Annotated in this window: 20 protein-coding genes; all 20 read right to left on the bottom strand. The window is 47.8% G+C overall.

What is annotated here, in order from left to right:
* Window positions 1–44: 44 nt before the first annotated feature.
* Window positions 45–980 carry an ABC transporter permease gene (locus tag J7E85_RS25655; RefSeq protein WP_215162835.1) on the bottom strand — a complete coding sequence of 312 codons (936 nt, stop codon included), beginning with the start codon at window positions 978–980 and terminating at the stop codon, window positions 45–47.
* Window positions 940–1,065 (bottom strand): hypothetical protein, encoded by a 126-nt coding sequence (locus J7E85_RS34675; protein WP_285228851.1) that lies wholly within the window; start codon window positions 1,063–1,065, stop codon window positions 940–942. Before J7E85_RS34675 ends, J7E85_RS25655 begins: the two co-directional genes overlap by 41 nt.
* Window positions 1,066–1,176: 111 nt before the next feature.
* On the bottom strand, window positions 1,177–3,384 hold the full coding sequence (locus J7E85_RS25650) for an AraC family transcriptional regulator (protein ID WP_251036045.1): 2,208 nt from the start codon (window positions 3,382–3,384) through the stop codon (window positions 1,177–1,179).
* A 386-nt stretch (window positions 3,385–3,770) separates the two neighbouring features.
* The gene (locus J7E85_RS25645) at window positions 3,771–4,802 is read right to left on the bottom strand and encodes an SPFH domain-containing protein (protein WP_215162834.1); all 1,032 of its coding nucleotides are present in this window, start codon (window positions 4,800–4,802) and stop codon (window positions 3,771–3,773) included.
* Between the two features lie 21 nt (window positions 4,803–4,823).
* On the bottom strand, window positions 4,824–5,612 hold the full coding sequence (locus J7E85_RS25640; protein WP_215162833.1) for a TPM domain-containing protein: 789 nt from the start codon (window positions 5,610–5,612) through the stop codon (window positions 4,824–4,826).
* Window positions 5,609–6,640: a TFIIB-type zinc ribbon-containing protein gene (locus tag J7E85_RS25635; protein WP_215162832.1), complete on the bottom strand. Its 1,032-nt coding sequence runs from the start codon at window positions 6,638–6,640 to the stop codon at window positions 5,609–5,611. Before J7E85_RS25635 ends, J7E85_RS25640 begins: the two co-directional genes overlap by 4 nt.
* A 27-nt stretch (window positions 6,641–6,667) precedes the next feature.
* On the bottom strand, window positions 6,668–7,372 hold the full coding sequence (locus tag J7E85_RS25630; RefSeq protein ID WP_215162845.1) for a PspA/IM30 family protein: 705 nt from the start codon (window positions 7,370–7,372) through the stop codon (window positions 6,668–6,670).
* A 157-nt stretch (window positions 7,373–7,529) separates the two neighbouring features.
* Complete coding sequence (locus J7E85_RS25625) at window positions 7,530–7,988, bottom strand: Hsp20/alpha crystallin family protein (protein WP_215162831.1); 459 nt, start codon at window positions 7,986–7,988, stop codon at window positions 7,530–7,532.
* Between the two features lie 265 nt (window positions 7,989–8,253).
* Window positions 8,254–8,502, bottom strand: a complete 249-nt coding sequence (locus J7E85_RS25620) for a helix-turn-helix domain-containing protein (protein ID WP_076322547.1) — start codon at window positions 8,500–8,502, stop codon at window positions 8,254–8,256.
* A 66-nt stretch (window positions 8,503–8,568) separates the two neighbouring features.
* A complete protein-coding gene (locus tag J7E85_RS25615; RefSeq protein WP_215162830.1) occupies window positions 8,569–8,811 on the bottom strand; it encodes a cold-shock protein in 243 nt (80 codons plus the stop codon).
* 100 nt (window positions 8,812–8,911) lie between these two features.
* A complete protein-coding gene (locus J7E85_RS25610; RefSeq protein ID WP_006207692.1) occupies window positions 8,912–9,112 on the bottom strand; it encodes a cold-shock protein in 201 nt (66 codons plus the stop codon).
* Window positions 9,113–9,515: 403 nt separating this feature from the next.
* Window positions 9,516–11,321 (bottom strand): ABC transporter ATP-binding protein, encoded by a 1,806-nt coding sequence (locus J7E85_RS25605; RefSeq protein WP_215162829.1) that lies wholly within the window; start codon window positions 11,319–11,321, stop codon window positions 9,516–9,518.
* Window positions 11,318–11,821: a lasso peptide biosynthesis B2 protein gene (locus tag J7E85_RS25600; protein WP_215162828.1), complete on the bottom strand. Its 504-nt coding sequence runs from the start codon at window positions 11,819–11,821 to the stop codon at window positions 11,318–11,320. The genes J7E85_RS25605 and J7E85_RS25600 overlap by 4 nt, the downstream gene beginning before the upstream one ends.
* A gap of 2 nt (window positions 11,822–11,823) precedes the next feature.
* Window positions 11,824–12,114 (bottom strand): lasso peptide biosynthesis PqqD family chaperone, encoded by a 291-nt coding sequence (locus J7E85_RS25595; protein ID WP_071219237.1) that lies wholly within the window; start codon window positions 12,112–12,114, stop codon window positions 11,824–11,826.
* A 113-nt stretch (window positions 12,115–12,227) separates the two neighbouring features.
* Window positions 12,228–13,427: a nucleotidyltransferase domain-containing protein gene (locus J7E85_RS25590; protein ID WP_215162827.1), complete on the bottom strand. Its 1,200-nt coding sequence runs from the start codon at window positions 13,425–13,427 to the stop codon at window positions 12,228–12,230.
* Entirely contained in the window at window positions 13,424–14,761 is a 1,338-nt protein-coding gene (locus J7E85_RS25585) for a UDP-glucose dehydrogenase family protein (RefSeq protein WP_215162826.1), read from the bottom strand. Before J7E85_RS25585 ends, J7E85_RS25590 begins: the two co-directional genes overlap by 4 nt.
* Window positions 14,762–14,798: 37 nt before the next feature.
* On the bottom strand, window positions 14,799–16,178 hold the full coding sequence (locus tag J7E85_RS25580) for a sugar phosphate nucleotidyltransferase (protein ID WP_215162825.1): 1,380 nt from the start codon (window positions 16,176–16,178) through the stop codon (window positions 14,799–14,801).
* Between the two features lie 2 nt (window positions 16,179–16,180).
* Window positions 16,181–17,320 carry a glycosyltransferase gene (locus tag J7E85_RS25575; RefSeq protein WP_215162824.1) on the bottom strand — a complete coding sequence of 380 codons (1,140 nt, stop codon included), beginning with the start codon at window positions 17,318–17,320 and terminating at the stop codon, window positions 16,181–16,183.
* Window positions 17,320–18,516: a glycosyltransferase family 4 protein gene (locus J7E85_RS25570; protein ID WP_215162823.1), complete on the bottom strand. Its 1,197-nt coding sequence runs from the start codon at window positions 18,514–18,516 to the stop codon at window positions 17,320–17,322. The genes J7E85_RS25575 and J7E85_RS25570 overlap by 1 nt, the downstream gene beginning before the upstream one ends.
* The gene (locus J7E85_RS25565) at window positions 18,513–19,700 is read right to left on the bottom strand and encodes a glycosyltransferase family 4 protein (RefSeq protein WP_215162822.1); all 1,188 of its coding nucleotides are present in this window, start codon (window positions 19,698–19,700) and stop codon (window positions 18,513–18,515) included. The genes J7E85_RS25570 and J7E85_RS25565 overlap by 4 nt, the downstream gene beginning before the upstream one ends.
* Window positions 19,701–19,760 lie beyond the last annotated feature (60 nt).

Below are 19,760 nucleotides of genomic sequence, written 5' to 3'. Positions count from 1 at the left end.
AATGGCTCATGGTGCCGGGCCATTGCCCGTTTCGCCGTACCTTTTTAGAATAGTTTTGAATCTGCGTCCACCTTGCGCGCGATCGCATTGAAAATCAGAATCGTGACGAGCCCCATACAGGACTGGTACATGATGACGGCAGAGGACATGCTGAAATTACCCAGCTGCCTCAGCGCACGAAACGCATACGTATCGATGACATCTGTCGTCGGAAAGAGTACGCCGTTATCTCCGATAATTGCGTAAATCATGCCGAAATCGCCGTAGAAAATACGGCCAATGCCAAGCAGCGCCAATACCATCACGGTCGGCCGCATCAACGGCAGCGTTATGTAGAGCATCTGTTGCATCCGGCCCGCACCTTCAATTCGGGCGCTCTCGTAATATTCCGCGGAGATGCCCGTAATGACGGCCAAAAAAATAATGGAATTATATCCGGCAATCTTCCAGGCGCTAATCACGGTTAAGATATACGGCCATACGCCCGGCGTCAAATACCAGTCCACTCCTTCGTAGCCAAGGACGGCAAGCGCGCGGTTAATCAGCCCCTCCGATGTGCTGAATAGCGTCAACGCCATCATGCTGACGACAAGCCATGAAATAAAATACGGTAAAAAAATAAACGATTGCGTGATTCGCTTGAACAGCCTGTTTCGGACTTCGTTCAAAAAGATCGCCAGCACGACCGCGCTACCGAGGCCGGATACGAGAAATAGCGCATTCAGGAAAACGGTATTCAGTGTCACCCGCATCCAGTCCTTCCCATTGAAGAAAAACTCGAAGTTTTTAAATCCGACCCATTCGCTCCCCCATAAACCATCCGATAGCCGGTAATTCTGGAAGGCGAGCAGATGCCCCAGCATGGGCATATACGCGAATACGACCAGAAACGCAATGCCGGGCAGCGCAAGCAAGTACAAATACCGGTTCCGCGACAGCTCACGCACAAACGGCCAGCCGAACCTTCTCCGTCGCTCCAAAAAACGTTCCTCCTTTCTTGTGCAGCTTGCAGGATTCGAACGGAGCCATCGTAGCATTCACGGCTGCGGCTTGCCTAGTTCTCATTGGCCGGATTCGGTTCTCGTGTGACTAATCGCGAGCGTTCAGCCGGTTGTTATTGGTCTGGCGAGTTCTCAATCGCCGCCCGCCCCGCCTGCTAATTGGCAGAGTTCCCGGCTATCTGCCGGTCGTCCGCTCCAGCTGCTCGCTCGCCTTGCTGTCGCGGTATTGGCTTGGCGTCATGCCGGTTGCTTTTTTGAATGCGGTGAAAAAGTGGCTTTTCGTCTGAAAACCGGACTGCTCTGCAATCTCGGTGATCTGCATGCTGGTCTGCTCCAGCAGCTCCTTAACCTTCCCGAGCCGCTCGTTCAAGATGAAATTCGATAGAGGCATGCCATATTGTTCGTGAAACAGCTGCCGGACGTATTTGGCCGACAAAGCGATATGGTCAGCGATATCGTCTACCGACAGCATCGGGTCATGGGTATGATAGCGGACATACTCGATGATTTCCCCAATCAGCTTTTCCTTGCGATTGAATCCCTTTTGGTCGCTAAGCTGCCGGATAATCCGCCCAGTCTCTTCCTTCAGCCATTCGCGGACCTCGGTAAGCGTGGCGAACTGCCTCAAGTGGCGCTCAATCCCTTCAACACTCTGAATAGACATCATTTTGCTGAACGACTTGACGATCGCAAACAGAAGCAGCTTCAGTTGGAATTGGCACTCGGTATACTTCATCGTCTGCAGGCGCGTGAACACCTCCTCCAGCATGGCCAGCACCTTCTCCTCTTTGCCGCTGCGAATCGTCTGGATCAAGCTTTCATGCACGGCGGAGTCGATCGGCGCTTGTAAATCGGCATACCGCTCAAAGTCTTGTTCAACGTAGATTTTGTCATCACCACTGACAAACTTGAATAATGTCAGCTCGTTCATATCGTCGTATACTTTGCGTAAATCATCATGCACGCGCCGCGCTGAGCTTTCGGCGATCGTCACGTCCAGCTTTACGTGACGGGTGACTTGACGACTAAGCTCCTTCAACTCTTTGGTCAACCCGGGATCAGGGAGGGAGCTGGCTGTGCCAACCAGCACGACCAGATGGTCGGTCCCAAAATCGACCACCTCGATCGGCCGTTCAGGTGTACCCAGCAGCTCCTCTGCGATATTGCCGATTGCATACTTGAGCAGCTTGCGAGAGACGAAATCGTACCGCTCGGATATCTCATAATAGGAGTCGATCTTGATAACAGCCAATCGAAGCCACTCATAGTCAAGCAGGCACGACTCGCGGACAATCGCCGCTCTGGCGCCGTCAGTCAGCCTGCCCTGCAGCAGCCATTGCCGCAAATATTCGGTCTTGATCAGCGGATAATGATCGCGAAGCATAACGACGCCCTGCTCGATGACGCCGTAATCGTTCTCCCCCTTCACGCCCAGCTTCCGCTGCAGTTGATCCGCCAGCCGGCGGAATGGCCCGACGAAACGGCGCGAATTCCAATAGGCGACCAGAAGCAGCGCGATGAGCAGCAGCAGCGAGCAGGCGATGATGACGGTTTTGAACGCCCCTGCCTTTTCGCGAAATTGCTTCATTTCAGTAACAGATATAATGGTCCACTCCGACGATTCCATTCGGGCATAGTTGACGAACGCTGCCCCTCCCGCTCTGTTCAACTCGAATGAACCTTCCTTCAGTCCCGGTTGGATGTTATCGATGGTCTCCTCGAGCGGCTCATCCTGTTCTCCCAGAATTAATCTTCCCCGATCATCCACGATAGAAAGCAGCGTATCCGCTCTTCCATCGCTTGAGATCAAATGCTTCTGAAGCTCCTTCTTGTCGAACAGGACAACAAGATACCCATCGCGGTTTTTCTGGACAGGAGTCGAAGGAAGCTGAAGCGCCAAATACGAGTTGTTTCCTATCTGGTGATCAAAATAGCGGAGGAAGGTCCCGGGAGTGCGCTCAATTCGCTGCAGCATCGGCTGATCGGCAAATTCCTCGAACGGAAGCAACCCAACTTTGGAGTCGATCACCTCACGTTTGCGAAAGCTGAATAAGTAAGCGGTTTCAATATAAGGTTCGTTAGATAAATATTTAGTCAATACCCCCATCGCGTTGGCATTCTGCAGCAGATCGTCGGCGGAAGCATACATCCAGTTTTGCAAGGTACGGTCTTCGTACATGGTCAGACTGTACCATTTCAGCTTGGCTAGGATGTACTCGACACGCTCCGCCATTTCGTCGATGCGGTCCTGATTAAACGTCCCCATCTGGGAATAAGCGTAGTGCGAAAATCGGTTGGCCAGAAACAACGAGAGCGGTATGATGGTGATTGCAAAAAAGATGCCGCTTATCACAAATATGCGCCAGGATGTCGATCTGAACATAGTATTCCCCTGTCTCCCTTCTTCTTTATGAGTTCTCTTTTGACCGATATGCCCTATCATAATGCACCCCTTTCCCATTTGCCTAGTTCTCATTTGTCCGTCAAGTTCTATTTCTGCGGCATGCTGCAAAGTGGAATATATTCATACGGCTGTTCTTCATCCCAGCCGGAGCCAATTTCCTCTGCAGAAAGGTAGATACATATCTAGATAACGGATACAGCGTACATAGCAGAACAGCACCCTCCGCTTTATGAGCGAGGGGTGCTGTCTTGATGGTCAATTCACATTCATATAGAAGAAACCGACCATTTGCATCATTTTAACCGTGACATCTAACTTTATGTTCATCCCAATATTGCGCATTTATAAATGCTGCTCGCCGCAACTCAACCCAGCTTCTGCCCACAATTCGGACAGAAGTTCGCCCCTTCATTCTTTGCGCCACAGTTCGGGCAGAAATTGGGCTTCTTGCTTCCTTCAGAAGGGGATGCAGCCGCCGGGGCAGATGGCTCCTTCGCAGCCGGAGGCTGTTGGCTTTGATTCGAATTGTTTTGGTTCTGGTTCTGATTCTGGTTCTGATTCATATTTTTCATCATTTCATTAGCCATGTTCATCCCCATCATCATGCCGGCCATATCCGAAGCCGCACCGCCGCCTTGCACCTTGCCGGATGCAATCCCATCCGTCATGCTGACCTGCTGGTATTTCTGCAGATTACCGATCATTTCATGGGAAGCCGTCTTGGTGATCATATCCTGAATTTCCTTCGGATAGTTGAAGCTCATCACCTGGAAGCCGGTGATCGTTATTCCGTTGTCCATCACTTCCATGTCCAGGTCTTCTCGAATCCCTCTCGCGATATCGGAGGCGTTCGCCTGCAGATTAAACATGTCCTTGCCTTCGCGACTGATCCATTTCATCAACAATTGATCGAGCACCGAAGTGATCCGGATCTTGACGTCGTCCACAAGATAGCTCTCTTTCATCCCGGCGATTCTGTCGATCAGCGTCACATAATCATTCACTTTAAAATTGAACGTGCCGTTGGCACGGATCGGCATACCGCCCGGAAGCTGCGGCGTCGGAATGAGGACTGGATTCTGCGTCCCCCATCTGACTGTGAATTCCTTCGTGTTTACGAACAGTACTTCCACGCGCATGCCACTGTTAAAGCCAAATTTAAATCCCTTTAAAGTAGAAAGGAACGGAATGATATCCGAATCGATGTTATATACGCCTTCATCCTCAAAAATCCCCTCGATCTTGCCGTTATTGACAAAAATCGCGTCCTGACCGGAGCGGATGACCAGCTTACTTCCTTTTTTAATCTCCCGGTTGCTCCATTTCCAGAAAATCATATCGTCCCTAAACTCTTCCCATTCCACGACATTAGAGAATTGGTTCTTGAAAAATCCCATCGATGTTATTCATCCCTTCCCTTAAAATTTCCCGCTGCTGCTGCTATGCGAATGGCCGCCACTGCTGACGCCGCCACCGCCTCCGCCGCCTGAGCCGCTGCTCGTGTTGCGCTCGATCTTCTGCTTCGTTACCGTTGTTCTGACATAACGGTCCTGCTGGTTCAATATCCCCGATGTGCTGGTATCCTCATAGGTGTGAGAATTGACCGTCACCCGTCCGCCAGAACGGTAAGCCATGACACCCACGGCGATAGCGCCGATGGCAGCGGCAGATCCCAGTTGAAACCAAAGATTAAACAGAATATTATCCGGGTTCATGTCGGGCTCAAAGCCCATATACCGATGAGCGGTTTTGATATATTTTTCAAAAGCCTGCTTATAATTGCCTCTGGACAAGTCCGGAGTAATCTTGTTTTGTATCTTTAACAGCCTTCCGGAATCGAGATACTTCTCGGCCTTATAATAACCTTCCAAATGAACATCGTGGGTATCCAATACTATGGTCAAAATGACGGTATTACCGTGCCGCCTGTCATACCCGGGTGCATACTCATCGTAAAAATTTTCCGTCCATGTCTCATAATCGTCATTCTCGACACGGCCAACCGTAAGGATCATAAAGTCCGTCTCACGTTCAGCACCATACTCATTAGCCATGGCATTCAATTCATCGCGTTCTTCCGGACTGAGCAGATTGGCTTCATCAAAGATCAATGGCTTATCATCTGCAGCTTTGACCATCAAGGCCGGAACCATCAGGTATGCAACCAAGAGGAACAGAACAGCACCTAATACATATCGTCTTCTCACAGGAAACCTCCCCCCATCGCCCAGGAGATCATCTTCAATGACAGTAAGGAGACGCCCGAAATGCCTGCAAACCACGCAGCCACTTTCGCTTTGCTGATTGGCGGCTTGCCGACCACTTTCCCCGTCTGGCCGTTCATCGCAAAGGTATGCTCCGATTTATTGTAATCATAGTGCACCATCCATACCGGAAGGAGGACATAATCCGCCTGTTTTAAGGTAGTATCGATCTGCTTGTTGGTATAATTTACGGTTGTGTATCCTGACACCGCTGACGAAATATACGAATCAATGTAGGAGCTGATCTTATCTTTGGCACGCGGAAGAAGCTGCTTCTCATTATGGCTGTATTTTTCGGCAATGTACCCGGCGAGATAAGGCGTCTTGAATTCCTTCAGCTGCTGATAGGGGAAAGGCTCCAGCTTATCCATCAGCTCATCGTTCATTTTCTCCGAAGCATCGATCGGCACCTTCACATAGTTCAAGCGAATCTTCCGGTAGATATCGAAATGCTGGGTCTCCGTGTACTGGTAATCTCCTTGCGTGTAGGTTCTCACCTTGGTGCCGTGGCCATGAACTTCAACCCGATTATGTAACTCATATAGCCAAAAGGGTACATATATCCCGGTAATTTCCTTGATCCGGTTCGCTGTCATAAAACCGCTTGGTGTCAGGAGGCCATTTCTGCACCATTTCTTGAAAGCCTTCATCGCTTCTTCCTTGGTAATCGAAAAAGGGATGACCATAACCGGAGCCAGATCGCCGCTCAGTCGGTCGCTGAGTACAACGGCGGATCCGCAGAAGCTGCAGGTCGTGGCGCTGGTCTCCGGCTCGGTCACGATGACGGCCCCGCAGCTGTTGCAGTGATACTCCTTCACTTCGTTCTCGACGAAAACCTGCTTTTTCAGCGGGTCGGGAATTTCCTCGATATTATCTTTTCTTCCGCAGCTCAGGCAAGACAACATTCCTGTATCGCCGTCAAAAACCATGCTGCTGCCACAGTTCGGACATTTGTATTCGATAACCGGCATTTCCTCACCTCGATAACAATGAAATAGTTATTCCTTCTTTTTCAGCTTTTCTTTGATTGCTTCCAGTTCATCCTGGGCAGGGGGAGTCTCCAATGGAGCAGCTCCGTCCTTCCCCATATTCTTCTCCAATTCAGCCATCAGATCGTCCAGATCGTCTTCCTTCGCTCCGGCGCGAAGCTCGGCCAGGGCCAGCGCTTCATCCAAGGCACGGTTTGCCTTCTCTTCCATCGTGTTGAATGCCGCATTCGCACCGCCCGAGGATGCGTGGCCGGCGTTTACATCCTGCTGGGCTTTGGCAGCTGCCATTTTCCCTTTCAACTCGGCATAGCGACCTTCCAGTTGGCTCATGTCCGACACCAGCTTATCCTGCATTTGTTTCATCCTGACGGCGTTTGCCGAAGCCGACTCGTATCCTGCCTGCAGTTCGTTCAGCTTATGGGCTAGCGCTGCTTTTCTCTCCAGGAACTTGAGAGCATCGTCCTCATTTCCGGCCTCCACGGCCTTCTCTGCATATCGATGCAGCTTCTTGATCTCAGCACAACACTCATCAAGGGCCCGCTTCGCTCTTCGCTCATCCGAGAGCACGGAAGCCGTCTCCGCTTTCACCTGACCCAAGTCCGTATTCAAGCTACGCATATAAGTGTCAACTGTTTTCTCCGGATCTTCCGTCCGATCCAACAGTGCGTTCACATTCACCTTCATAACATCCTTAAACCTCGATAAGATTCCCACCATGAGTTCCCCCCTCAAAAAGTTTACATTTAACCTATAATACCCTATAGACCGTTAAAAGGTTTCAAATGCCAAAATTCGATGGAATATATGTAAAAATATGACTAATACTACACAAAAAAATCCCCCCGACCATATAGATCGGAGGGTACGTTTATTAGATATCATCCCGAATCTGGATGCGTTTCTTACCAGAGTCCGGCTGTTTCGGTATTTCAAGCTTGAGGACCCCATCCTTCAGGGAAGCGGCAATTTGGTCCTCCGCTATATTCTGAACGTAGAATCTGCGCACATACTCGCCATAACGACGTTTCTTCCGGACGATTTGCTGCTTCGTATCCTCCACGCTGTTATCTTCCTTGCGAACGGCTTTGATCGTTAAGTAAGGGTCAGCGTAGCTGATTTCGATGTCGTCTTTTTGAAAACCTGGAAGCTCCGCCTCAACTAGATAAGCGCGCTCCGTCTCTTTAACGTCTGTTTTGAAAGACATCATCGAACCTTTGAACGGTGCAAACACCTCATCTTGAAACGCATCGTTAAAGATATCGTGAAATGACTTCACCAATTGCCCGAAGGCATCCTCTCTGCGCTTTCCAAATGGCATCAAATCAAACATCATAGATTTCCCCTTTCTTATTTGACCTTGTTTGACCTTACGCCTTTATTATATGCCTTGCACGCATAAATGCCAAAACCGATTATAAAGAAAACAGGACTAAAATAACGTATTTTCAGCCGATTTTTCGCATGAATTGGTTTCGATCTTTCGATTTGACCTTTTTTGACCTTCAGACTGTTTCGTTTCCGTGCTTCCCAATAAAACTATGTTCACGCGAAATTTAGCACGATAAAAAAGACACCCGAATGGGTGCCCGTTTCAGTTATATATTGGGGTGAGTAGACCTACCGTTTTTCACAATATGATCGATTTCACTCTTCAACAAAAGGTATCGATGCACGCTTCTCATGATCGGAACTTTGGTCAGCTTATTCTGATCGACATATCTTTTCATTTGATCTTTGGACAGACCTAACAATTGACCTGCCTCAGAAACGGTTAATACTTCTTCATTACTGGTTGCATTAAACGTTTTTTTCACCTTTAAATTCCAATCTTCGAATACCTGCATGAGATCTCAACCTTTCTTTAACGCAACGACTAAACAAAATGGTTAAGGAGCCGTAAGAGCAGCCCCTTACGATTTGGTGTCCTTGCGCTGATTCTTACGGTAAAGCTTGATTTGCTGATCCGACGAAACAAGGATCGGCAGGACTTTATTGCTGCTGATCATGGACGACGCGCACTGTGAACAAACGGGAACTTCCTTGAACGAAAAGCTATCTCGAATCCAACCGTTACACCCTTCCTTCGTACAAGACCAGATCGCAGTCATCTCTTCCGGCAGATTTTCCAGTGGTTTATTCCAAGAATAAGACAATGAACTTCCCCCTTAGCTACATTTTTAACGCCTTCATGCTGTTTTGAGCTCTATTATAAAAAAAACCCCAAACGGTACGTTTGGGGATCTTTTCACGAATCTACAGTTTTACAACGTTCTCAGCTTGTTGACCGCGGTTGCCTTGGACTACGTTAAATTCAACACGTTGTCCTTCATCAAGCGACTTGAAGCCGTCACCTGTGATTGCACTAAAGTGTACGAATACATCTTCGCCACCTTCAACCTCGATGAAACCAAAGCCTTTTTCTGCGTTAAACCATTTCACTGTTCCTGTTTGCATAGAAACACCTCCTAAATTTATATGATTTTCTCATTTTTGGTTAAAAAACAAAAAATTCACATATTGCACAAGGTTCCTGATCAAAATAATAACCCTCTGCAATATGTGAATCTCAGGTCAAAATCCCAATGAACTTATTATACCCCAACCGTTCCAAAATAGCAAACGTATTATTTCTTGGATACGATTCATAAAAAGACATGGGTAACCGGAATGTAAACAAATGGCCGCTAAAGGGGATGGTGATAAGGAGGCCGGTTATAAGCATAACCTGCGCTAGCTAAAGAAATGCTTCCGCAAAAAAACGGCCATTTCCCGGCAGAATACCGGGAAATGGCCGAAGGTTGCAGCTTTAAACAACACGTCTTACGTATACACCAGTGTTATGCGATCCAATCAGGGGTTACATCTGAGCACCTGTCTGATAACTCAGCAGCTGCCGGAAAGTTCCTTTGTGATCCTGGGACAGCTGCTGATAACCCCCCTGCTGGATAACCCGTCCTTGCTCCATCACTATGACCTGATCCGCATGGCGAATGGTGGACAGTCGGTGGGCGATCACGATGATCGTCATGCTCCCTTTCAGCTGTTCCAACGCTTCCTGTATCCGCTGCTCGTTCTCACTGTCGAGCGCGCTTGTCGCTTCGTCCAACACCAGAATCGAAGGCTTTTTCAAGATAGCTCTGGCCAGCACAATCCGCTGACGTTCTCCCCCGGACAGGCGGATACCGCGGTCACCAATGACGGTGTCGAGGCCTAACGGAAGCCCGTGTACGAATTCGTCGGAGGCTGAAAACCTCAGCGCTTCCCACAGCTCGTTATCCGAGGCATCGGGAGCAACCAGCTTCAGGTTATCCCGGATACTCTCGTTGAAGAGAAAAGGATCCTGCGCCACATATCCGATACCCCCTCGGAGCGACATCAGCTGACGTTCGTCCTCCATGGACACGCCGTCCACAAGAACTTGCCCGCTCTCCGGTTGGATCAGTCCCATAAGAAGATCGATAAGAGTGCTCTTGCCCGCGCCTGATTTGCCGACGATGGCCGTCATGCGATTGGCAGGAATATGTAGGTTGATATCTCGCAAAGCATAGACGGGGGAAGAGGTATCGTACCGATAGTCCACATGAGTACAATCGATTCCATGCTGCAGCTGAAGTCGCTCGCCGCCTGTCATCGGAATCGATCCGGCGATCTCCCTGTCTGCCTCGTATTCCACTTGCAGCTCACGTATCGCCCGGAAGGCCGGGAAATTCGACACGAGCTGCTCGGAGCTCGATTGAATGCTGATAAATCTTGGCCATAAGCGCGAGAAAATAAGAACGATCATCAGCAGCTGCTCCGCAGGCGTACGCAGCACTTCCAGCGCCAAATACACAAATCCGGCAACCAGCAATACAGACGAGAGCCGATAAATCAGCTGGGATAAGGAATTGATTTTGCCAAATTGGATGAAGTTATGCTCCATTTTTCGCGACAGCCTGTCAAACCAGTTCATATGAAATGGCTCCAACCGGTTGCTCTTGATATCCTTGATGCCGTTGAAATGTTCGCTGATGCCCGCAAAATAATATTTTGACAGCTCTGTCGTCTGCTCGCCGATCCGCTTCGATCGCCGGATGAATCGGCGTCCAAACAAGGCAAGGAGCCCTCCGCTCAACAGGACGATGAGGGTCAGCATCGGGGCCAGCCATAGGGCAAGGCCAATCTGAATGATCGTGAACACGAAAGACGAAACCATCTGCAAGAACAGAAACGTACCTTGATTCACGCGCCCGAGTTCATTGGTCATGACATGGTTGAAATCCGACTTGCGGTGGCGCAGGAAGAACTCCCACTTGGCATGCAGCAACCCCTGATACGTATCCATGCGCAGTTTGCGAATGAATCGCTGCAATATTTTTGCATTCAACAAGTTCTGGCTGCGCTGCAGCAAGGCTTGCCCGCCCACAATCACAACATAGAGGGCCAGCACCATCGGCAAATTGAGCTGCAATGACCATGAACCAGCCAGGTCCATCAAGGTTGATACCAGCGGCACCCCGCTCAAATCGGTCTGGAATATGCCGATGACACCGAGAAGTGGGACGATCAAATAGATGCCAATGCCGTCCAGGACACTGATGACCAGTATCATGCACATATTGAGGTAGAGCTTAAACCCGGCCATCCCATGCATTTTACGGATAAAATAAAAGAGATCCTTCAATGTAAAAACTCCTTATCGGATGACCGCTTCAAGTTCAAGTCACCGGCCCCCATATCCTTACCAAATATCCCGACGACGGCATACCTTTCATACCCTTCTCTCCCCGTTACAATATAAGAGCCGCAGCGGAGCCAGGCATGGGCAACCATCATTCCTTTGTCGTCCCGACCGCTTCCCAGATAAAGCGTACTCGGAATTCCTCTTCGCTCCAGCATCTTCATCGCGGCAACGGCTTTAACCAGGCATTGGCTTTCCCACCATGTGACACGGCTCATGGTATGAACGGCTCTGGAGATTTGGCGGACAAGCGAAAACTCCTCCTCCGTATAGCCCACATACGGTGTCTCCTTCATAGGTTCTCCCAGAGACGGAGATACCTTTTGAAAAGGGAACAGCTTGAACACTCTTCCCCAAGCCAGATACAAGTAAGCTTCTGCCAACATAAGCTTCATGCTTACAGGAAAAGACATAAATCGGCGTGCTTTCCGGTACAGACTCATTGCTATTTATCCACCTGAACAAGGCCTTCTGTGGCTAACTGCTTGAGGAATAATCGTACCTGCTGCTCACAGAGCTCCGGCTCAATCTCATACTCCATTACCAATTGATCCACCATATTGGAGATCGTGACGGGAGACGAAATAAGTTCCCATATCCGCCCGCCAATCCGTCCCAGATTATAATACTTGCCGTTTTCGATGCTCAGCATTACCTTCTCGCCATCCATATCACTGACCAGAAAACCTTCGGATTGTACAACGAGAGCGTCTGTCGTGATTAATTCCGTACTCATGGATAGAACCCCCTTTTTTTTAGCTATATAAAGCTGGCTTGAGAAATATTCTGAAGATACCGCTTCTACAAAATGGATTCCGATCCAATGATCATAAAAGCGATGATGCACCCTTAAATCGACGGTTGTTTCATACGCCGCCAGAACCATAGAAACGGCCGAAGCGGATAATACAAGAAATGCAGTGATTTTGGTAATGGCAGCATCGAAGCGTCTCGCGAATTGGGCAGAAACTTATTCAATATATACAAAACTTTCTGTTTTCCCGTCATTAACGAAAAAAGGTAACGGTTATAGCGCCATGCCACGCTTTTCTCTGGTACCGGGTTCAATTTGACGATCCTTTTAATATAGTAGAGTGCGCTTTGTGCAAGACGATGGGCTTTGGAGTTTATAGTTAATACAGTCATATCGTGCGGAATGTCGACTGAGAACAGTCGCGATAAAAGAATAAAGGCCTGCCCTACATATTGCTGTCCCCCATATCGCTCAAAGTGGGCCTTCATATCGTTGCTGTTTATCATGGGAAGCAGCCTTGCAATATCCATCAGCCAACGAAGCCTGAACCAACCATGCCTGGCGCCATGGTCTGCCAAATAGTTTAGCAAATCCTCATTGCCCAGATAATGATAAATCTGATGGGACAGCATTACATCATTCCTGCGCTCCCACAATAAATCAAAGGAAAATGACTTGTCATAATGAGGATTTAATCGCCAGTGAACTTCGATCTGCGTCGAATGTTTCTTATGCTCGTAGGAGAAATGATGGCTTGTTTTCTTCCAATTTTCCAATATACGTTCATCCTGCAACTCGTACCCCAACTGTCCCAGCACCCGTTCAACTCTTTCCACGTCATCTGCATCCACCAAGATATCCAAATCCTTCGAAGTCCTGTGTGCCAGATTCCCATAGAGCTGCGTAGCTAGTATTGGGCCTTTAAGCAAAAGCGTACGCACCCCATTATCCTTGAGCGCCTCACATAGTTGACTCATTTCTCTGCTTAAATGCAGCATTTTCATCACGTTGTTATGATAATGCTGCTGGAGGGACGCCATAACCTGAGATGGAATGAGGGATCCATCCACCCCTTTAAGTCGCAGATATACAAGCGGATAAACTCGGTGGTGCAGCGCGAGTTTCATGAACATATCCCAATCGATATCCGATGCATATTGCTTTATGAGAATTTCTTCATGCGTGTTATTGCGGAGAAGATAGAATAAAAAAGACAGCTCTTTGGAGATATCACTCAGGTCCAGCTTAACGGCATCTTCAATAATCAAGGTATCCACCCCAAAAAAATTGATCATAGCAAGAGTGCAGGCACTTGCTCTCTTACGCCTTTATTCATTCCTGGCCGGCCGATCGAGTAATAGACAAGCTTCGTCTTTGCCAATTGTTCCTCATCGTATATATTACGACCATCGATCAGGTACGGCGATTTCAACCAGCTCTCGATATCGGATAATGGAACCTGCTGGAATTCATTCCATTCCGTTAAAATACAAAGTGCATCCGCTTGCCAAACTGCTTCCCGGGCATTTCGGCAGTAAGTAATTCCAGCAATATCATAATTTCTCTTGAAATTATCCGTCGCAACTGGATCGTAAGCCTTCACCTTTGCCCCTCGTTCCATTAATTCCGATATAATCTCATATGCCGGCGAATCACGGACATCGTCGGTTTCAGGCTTAAACGCTAATCCCCAAACCCCAATCGTTCTACCCGTTAGATCACCCATCAAGGCTCCCAACTTGCGAATAATGTTGAGGCGTTGGTCTCGATTGACCTCAACGACGGATTTTAGAAGCTTGAAATCGTAATCCATCTGTCCGGCTATTTGAATAAGAGCTTGTGTGTCTTTAGGGAAGCAGGAACCACCGTATCCGATACCCGCTTTCAGAAAAGAAGAGCCAATGCGCTTGTCATAACCCATACCATAGGCTACTTTCGTCACATCGGCTCCAACTCGCTCACATATATTTGCAATTTCATTGATAAAGGAAATCTTTGTAGCAAGAAAAGCATTAGAAGCATATTTAATCATTTCAGCACTGCGAACATCCGTTATGATCATATTTTCCGTCAAAGGTTTGTGCAACTCAACAAGCTGCTCCTCTGCCCTCTTGCTGTCCGTTCCAATAATAATCCGGTCTGGATTCATGGTGTCTTGAACCGCCGTGCCTTCCCGCAAGAATTCAGGCACCGAAGCGATATCAAAGGATTCATGTGTATTCTGTGCAATGATTTCTTTGACTTTTTCGTTCGTTCCTACCGGAACGGTACTCTTCGTTACGATAATCTTATAACTGTTCATCGCCTGCCCGATCTCTTGGGCTGCCATCTCGATATAACTCAAATTGGCTTGCCCATTCGGCATGGACGGTGTTCCCACCGCGATGATGATGATGTCCGATTGTTTGACTGAAGCGATCAAATCGGTGGTAAAACGAAGATTCCCTGCTTCCTTATTAACGGTGATCAACGATTGAAGACCAGGCTCGTAAATGGGAATCTCTCCACGTTGAAGCTGTTCAATCTTAGCCTCTATTTTATCTACGCAGATGACCTCGTTTCCAAGCTCGGAGAAGCATACGCCTGAGACCAGGCCAACGTAGCCGGTACCAATGACCGTGATTTTCATCCTTTTTCACTCCTCTGATAGCGGATTTCGCCATCCTTTATGAAGTTAAAACACTTATCTTGATTTCATCCCAATTCATCGCCAATCTTACAATATCTTCCTCAATCAATTCGCTGCCGGTTTGCACCTCAATGATTTCGATATCGGTGATAGCGCGTAGACTATGCCTTGCTTCAGCCGAGATGACAACAACATCCCCCTTACCAATCATTCGAACGTTGCCGTCCAATATCATTTCGCCTTGACCGGATATCACCGTCCATACTTCGCTGCGCAGCAAATGATATTGGTAACTTAAATTCTTCCCTTCTAAAATGCATATCCGTTTTGTCAATACTTCATTGCCGTTTGGATACTTGGTATAGTCGAGCACGCGATATCGTCCCCAGCGACGCTCTTCATACATAGGCCGCTGGTCTCCGAATTGGAGGACTTCCTTTATCCGCATACTGGCGCTCTTCTCAGAGACCAGGATACCGTCGGGACTAGCAGCAACAATCAAATTAGGCGCTCCGATGACCGTTATGGGAATATCCAACTCATTGATGACATGTGTATTGGAGGAATCGTCGGTTAAGGTTCCTTTTCCAATCAAAGGGGTATGAATTTCTTCGGTCAATGCATCCCAAGTTCCTAAATCCTTCCACATTCCTTTATAAGGCATAACAACGATGTTTTGCGCTTTCTCAACCACGGCATAATCAAAGCTTGTTTTGTTTATACGGCGATATTGCTGAAGCAATTCATCATATTGAATAGGAAGCGATTTCTCTATCAGATAATGAATGAGATACTCAAGCCGAAAAGCGAACACGCCGCAGTTCCAAAACGCTGTTTGTTCTATCAGCCGAAGCGCATGCTCTTCTTCAGGTTTTTCTACAAAGTGGCTCACCTTGAAGAATTCCGTCCCATTCTCTAAATTCGATGCCGACTGAGGGACGATGTAACCAAACTTCGAGGATGGATGATCAGGCGATACCCCCATCAACCCGAGATCAGCGCCGCTTTCCAGCATTAACGCCTCTAATTCCTTTACCTTCTCGAAGAAATGATCCTCGACAAACGGATCAACCGGAAGTACGATCACAACCTCATTGAGACTGATACCTTTAATGGAATATAAATATCCCGCTGATAAAGCAATCGCCGGAAAAGTATCTCTCCGTTCCGGTTCTACGATAATTTCTACCTCATAACCAAGCTGATTTTGGAGTAGTTCTACCTGGGATTTCCCGGTTGCCACAATCGTGGATTGCTGAAGGTCCATTTGTCCTAACTGATCCCATACTCTCTGAACCATCGACTGGCGTCGTCCTGACTCCCCGTCTAATATCTTCAGAAATTGCTTGGAACGTGTCTCATTGGACAATGGCCATAATCGGTTGCCGCTGCCCCCAGACAATAGAACAATATGCATGATTAATAGCTCCCTTCCACTTCCATAAGCTTAGCGTTGATCTCTCTTGCCCTGATCAGGCCATCAATGCTAGACTGCAGTCGTTTTACAAATACATCCTCGCTAAATTTCTCAGCATGCTCCCGAATACATTCCGAATCCCAATCATATTGGTCAAAGCGCCTAATCGTTTCGGAAAGCGAGTCTATCGATTGTTTGTCAAAAAACAGTCCGGTCCTCTCCGCTACGACCGTGTCCAAAGCTCCGCCTTCACGGTACGCAATGATCGGGCGACCGCATGCATTCACTTCAAGCGGTGTAATCCCAAAATCCTCAATCCCCGGAAAGATAAGCGCTTGGCAATGCTGCATATAGCGGACAACCTCTTCATCACTTTTTCTGCCGAGAAAAGTAATGGTATCACCTGCTAACTGCTCAAGCCTCTGTCGATCCGGTCCATCTCCAACGACGAGCAGCCGCCGGCCCAGACGAGTGCAGGCCTCTACGGCGAGGTCAATTTTTTTGTAAGATACTAGTCTGGAGACAACGAGGAAATAATCCTCCGGCTTCTCTTCATCGATGCTAAACCGACTAATTTCTACGGGGGGAAATATAACAGAGGCATTTATTCCATACCATTGCCTGATTCTCTGTTTTACGATGGTGGAGTTGGCAATAAGGTAATCCACCTGCTTGGAGTTGTCCTTATCCCATGCTTGAAGGGGTAAGGTGAACCATTTAGCAATCCGCTTCACGAGATTCGGCACTTGCACGCTATCCATATAGGCTTCAAAATTCCACGCAAAGCGCATGGGAGCATGGCAATAACATACGTGCACACTCTGATTTCCCTTCCTCACACCTTTCGCATAAGCACTGCTGGAGCTTAGAATAAGATCGTAGCCTTTTACGTTCATGGATCGAACAGCAAAAGGATACAGCCAGAAAAACAGTTTGAATTTGCTCAATATCCCAGGTATGCGCTGCATCCATGTGGTATAAATGACTGCATCCTTCAATTCGGGAAGCAGTTTATTCTCATCGACGATCGTCGTATAAATTGGAGCATCGGGAAACATCTTGTGGAATACAGCCACAACCCGTTCGGCTCCTCCCATCTGATTGAGGTAATCATGTACGATAGCCACTTTCAAATTCCGCATTATACAATCTCCTTTGCCCGCTGACGCTCTATCGATTCGACGCCGGGTCTCGCCAATAGCTCCTTATAGATCTGTTGAACATTATGAGATGTCTGCTTAATGGAGAACATGTCCCTTACTCTTTCCTGCCCATTTTGACTAAGTAAAGACCATACAGCCTTATCATCGAGCACCTGACGGATATACTGTACGAGTTCATCTGTATTTCCGATTTCATACATGAACCCGTTCACCCCATGATCAATAATCTCAGGTACACCACCGCCTCTGGTTCCCACAACCGGAGTGCCTTGTGACATGGCTTCAATGATGACTCTGCCGAAAGGTTCATGGTCCGAACATAATAAAAGGAGATCTGCAGCACAGCAGATCTCCAATACATCTTCCCGGAATCCGGTGAATATGACTTTGTCTTCAAGGCCAAAAGCTTTAACCATCTCTTGCAATCTGACCAGATAACGTTCGTTCTCTTGCCTGAACTTGGCTTCCCCAACGATCCATAAAACCGCATTCCGTTCTTCACGAATAAGACTGACGAATGCTTCTATGGCATCTTCTTGTCTCTTCCAGGGAGCAATTTGACCGATGATGGCCAGCACCTGTGCTTCCTGTGGTGTTTGTAATTCCGAACGGATATGCTCTTTAATCCTCTGTTTCTCTTCGTCATGAAAGCTCTTTAGCTCCACACCGTTATGTACAAGGTGGCACCGCTTAGCTACGGAAGGATACTCCATACTTTGCAAGACAGATTCTGAAATACAGATCAGCGCTTTAGCTGTACTCCCTGCGAGTCTTTTGATTAAATTGCCTATATAACCGTGGGGAGGCATGTCTCGAATATGCCACACAACGGGTAGACGATGGTACCATCTGAATAGTCCAGCCATAATACCTGCTCGGATGGAATTCGCATGGATGAGATCCACTTGGCTTTTTTTCATGAGAAGAGCAAGCTTCCATCCTGCCCACAGCATCCCCATCACATAGACAACAAGCAGAAATGGATTTCTGGTCATTCGCGCCCGATAACTGGGTAGAGCAACAACCTCGATTCCTTGATTGCGTGCCTTCTGCAGCAGTTCCCCTTCGGGGGCAAATATAATCGGATGTGCCTCCGTTACATATTTTGCAGTTAACAACAGACTGATCTCCGCACCACTTACCGTGCTTGTATGGTTATAAAAGGCGATTTTCATGTTCTGAATACCTTTCTTTTCTCAACTTCCTCCGTGAATACAGCGGTCACCGCTTCTGCCACTCGACTCCATGTGTACCGATTCAATACATGTTCCCTGCACGCTTCCCGTGAAGGAAGGAATGAATCTTTATTCAGCACATCAATGATTTTCTTGCTTATCGATTCAGCAGTACCGTCTTCAAACATTAAATCATCCGATACTTGATGCAAAATTTCCTTCGTTCCCCCATAAGGGGTTCCCAGTACCGGCGTGCCACAGGCAAGAGACTCAACGGTAATAAGACCGAACCCCTCTAACGTGAGTGTCGGCACTAAACTGATATCCGCAGCCTGATAGTATTCAACAAGCTCCTCATTTGAAATTCTGCCAAGCAGTTTCACATTAGGAGAAAGCCCAAGCCGAAGGATTAGCGCTTCATACTCCGCCCGCATCGGTCCGTCTCCACCGATGAACAATCGGACCTCAGGGAATACTCGAACCACATCTACCATGGCATAAATCAGTCGGTCGATCCCCATCCTGCGAACCAATCTCCTGATACAGAAGAGTATAGGTTGGTAGGGGGCGATGCCTAATCGCAGTCTTAATTCATTACGATCTGGATGCGGCCGAAAGCGATTATGATCCACTGCACCGGGTATGATATGTATTTTCCGCTCATCTACGCCGTAGGTTTCGGTCAATACATCACGAAAATATTCACTAAGTACGATGAAACTATCGGAACGGCGGTAGGTCAATTGCTCCACTTGCTTTTTGATCCAATACTTTGTATTTTTTATTGCACCCGCAGTTGACTTTTCCTCTACTCTGGATTCCATGGCCCATGGTCCATGGAAGTGTGTGACAATGGGAATATGCGCAGGGATATGGTTTCTTGTAACCATGGTTGTGTAAAACGCAAAGTGTGGATTAAATACATCCGGACGAAAGCTTCGGACCGCTTGAACCGCATGCTTCTGCACCGATTTCATACGTGGAAGGAAGTGGTTGAGGCGAAGCTCGTGGGTTGCGTTATTGATGTTCCGGTCTGAAGGCAGCTCCACTCCTTTAGGAGCGACGACAAAGCCCAGTTCAGAATGTCCAAATTCTTTCATGGCTTTGGTGTAATCTGCAAAATAACGGTTTAAACCTCCGTGCTGGATATCGATCCATCCCATTCCGGTTGAAAGCACATTCATGGTATCTCTCTTTTCTTAAAATGAATTAATAAAACGTTGCGCTAAAGATATGGTAACAAC

It is taken from the genome of Paenibacillus sp. ISL-20 (genome assembly GCF_018613005.1).
GTDB lineage: Bacteria > Bacillota > Bacilli > Paenibacillales > Paenibacillaceae > Paenibacillus_AQ.
This window is presented reverse-complemented; position numbering and strand designations above follow the sequence as displayed.